This is a genomic window from Rhodoferax sp. (assembly GCF_039922535.1).
Taxonomy (GTDB): Bacteria; Pseudomonadota; Gammaproteobacteria; order Burkholderiales; family Burkholderiaceae_C; genus Rhodoferax_B.
The window spans coordinates 1-2,714 of sequence record NZ_JBDTEM010000311.1; the positions used below are offsets into that span (position 1 = coordinate 1).

At 56.6% G+C, this 2,714-nt stretch carries 2 protein-coding genes and 1 pseudogene; all 3 read right to left on the reverse strand.

What is annotated here, in order from left to right; translation table 11 throughout:
• On the reverse strand, positions 1 to 616 hold a 616-nt coding region (locus ABI213_RS14730), incomplete at its 3' end, for an Imm71 family immunity protein (protein ID WP_348027659.1).
• A 17-nt stretch (positions 617 to 633) separates the two neighbouring features.
• Positions 634 to 2,250 carry a hypothetical protein gene (locus ABI213_RS14735; protein ID WP_348027661.1) on the reverse strand — a complete coding sequence of 539 codons (1,617 nt, stop codon included), beginning with the start codon at positions 2,248 to 2,250 and terminating at the stop codon, positions 634 to 636.
• Positions 2,251 to 2,275: 25 nt separating this feature from the next.
• Positions 2,276 to 2,714: pseudogene (locus ABI213_RS14740) on the reverse strand (type VI secretion system tip protein VgrG); the annotation flags it as partial.

Below are 2,714 nucleotides of genomic sequence, written 5' to 3' on the forward strand. Positions count from 1 at the left end.
CTTCTTGGGGGGCGGGGACTTCGGGTAAGTGGGAGGGGAAGTGCTTAGGGGGGAACACTTGGCCGTCACTAGCTATCCAAGGTACTCCGTTGAATCCGAAATCCCGCCCACGCTGGTACAAAGCAAATGGTGCTGCGTCATTTGTGTCGGATGTATCCAGAATAGGGTCGCCAATCTCTCCCCAAGCGTCTCCGAGTTGTCTACGGGCTGCGCACATTTCAACCCAATAGGGAACCCGATCTGGATTGAACGAAATATCGCCATCCTCGTACTTAATTACGAACGTGCCCCAATAGCTAAGCGGCCTGTCAGCAACCGTAAAGCACAGCAGTCCGTCATACCGAAACGGCGACTTGTTGCCTTGGCGTAAAAGGTCCACACACTTCTCACAAGTGGAATAGCCCTTGAGCACAAAAACAAATTCCTGGGTGTCCAATTCGGCTGGTTTACCGTCTACAGCGGCCTTGTCCTCCGCCTCAATCACTGACTTCTCGAATATGTCAGCCCAAGTTTTGTAGTAACCCAGCACCCGGTTCCACGCCGTGTAGGAACTGCATTTCTTCAGGTGGTAGAAGATTTTTTGGCGCTCCAGCGCCGTTGGAATTAGTTTGCTCATGACTGTGTTTACCGTGCTTATTTCGTCGACGCGGGGTCGCTGGTTTGGCTGCGCGCGCCAGCGCGGGCCGTTTGCTTTGCCGCGGTAGCCGCCAGGTTCGGCTTGCTTGTTTTAGTGGCTTTCTCGGTCGCGCCCAAGGGTGCTACCGAAACCGTGCCGGGTGTACCACCTTCGCCATAGCCGTGGATGCCGTTGGCATCGGTCCAACCGGTGGGCCGAATCTCAAAGTGCATGCCGGACTGCGGGTCTATCCAGGTGCGGGGTATGCCATCTTCCACCACCAGTTTTCCGGCATCCGTCAGGCCCATGGATGCCTTGTCGACAACACTCTTGGCATCTCGGTCAAAGGTGATAAACGCCTGCATGGCACCACCACGTAGGTATTGGCCTGGAATTTTTTCGCCAGCTTGTTCGGAAATAAGTCCTACGCAGGCTTTGATGTTGGCCTTTTTAGGCACCGTGCCCACAACGATGAATCCATCACAGTTCCACTCGTCTTTGACGGCACTCAGTTCTCGCCATTCTTTGGCATCCTTTGGCGGTTTTCCTAAGCCCCAAAATACCCCGCCTGCGTCACTTTCCTTGATTTTGACGCCATGCGTAGTACCTCCATCCCCAAACAGGCGGTAAATTTGTTCACCTTCTTTGAGTTCGCGGTTCACGATCTTGCCTGCATAGGCTTCGATGCGGGTGAAGTGATTCTTGTCGAGGCCAAACTTCGTTAAGTCTGGGTATCTAGATTTATGTGTGTAGATATGAGAAAAGTCTGGTGCATCGTCGCCTGCCATAGCCACGTTCTGCACCAACCCACCCTTTGCCGACTTCTTCGCCCCAAACTCCTCCAATAGCCTCGCCTCATCGGTCATATGCACATTGGGCGTGCCCGCAGTGGCCGTATGCACCGTCGCCCGGCTGGTCGTCTCCCCACCGGAGCGGATGTACTGCTGAATCTCGTGTAATTGGCTGTTCAGCTCCTTGACAGCGTTGGGAATCATCCGCGCGCCCACGGCCTTCAAGTCCTTGCAGCCCTTTTGCAAGCCCGCCACCCGCTGGCGCAGCGCGCCGCTGAGGACCGGGCCGAGTTTGGCGTCAATGCTGCCCAGCGTGCTGACCAGCATGTCCATGAAGGCATGGAAGTGGCTGATGACAGCGGCTTGGTGGTCGGCAAAATTCAGCTTCAGCAACCACTTCTCTGCGTGGCCGTGGCCAAGGCGATTTAAGGTGGCCACCATTTTTTGGGCACCTTCTGCCATGTAGGCGGTTTTCTCCGCCGCTGTGGCCAAGTGGCTGGCGTCCCCCGCAAACTTGACGACCAATCGTCCTGTGCCTTTGAGCACGCCGCCTATCACCGGTATCAGTGCCAGGATCAGCACCACCAGCAGCACCCACTCCCACACGCTTTCGCGGGCTTCGGGGTCGTCTACCAGGCGCACGGTGACGGCAATGATGTCGCGTGCCGCCGTCACATCGCCCACCAGCGGAATCATGCCAATGGCGGCATCCGTAATGATTTGCGACAACGTGGATTTTTGGTTGAATGCACCCCGTGCCGTACCCCACAGCCATTCACCAATCTCCAGCGCCATGATTTTGAAATCACTGACGCTGAGGCCTCCCGGTTTGCTATCGCTCATCGTTCACTCTGCCGCTTTATGGTTGTTATGTTTTGTTGTTCTGTTGCATGTCTGCCGCGTACTTATCCACGAGTGCGGAAGAGGTGGCATTGCCAGTGGCGGTGCTGTGGCTCGGGTTGGGCTGTGCCCCTTTGGGCTTGAATGCAAATTCGGCGGGGCCATAGGTTATCTCTGCCATAGTGGCTGCCGGTACGCCTGCAATGGTGGCCTTGCCTGCGCCATCCAGCGTACCTGTACGGGTTTCACCATTGGATAACTTGGCGCTGTACTTCGCGCCCTTTAAGCCTTCGGCATCGTGGTAACTGTGTTCCAGCTGTAGGTCTTCTGTGGCTGGCGTAACTAGCTGGTCCGGCAACACCGGCAACGCCGCCGCCACCCCGCCGCCCCCGCCAAACGGATGGCTCCCCCCCTTGACCAGAAACGTGCCCGGACAGGTAAACGTAATATTCCCCCCCTCCAGCACC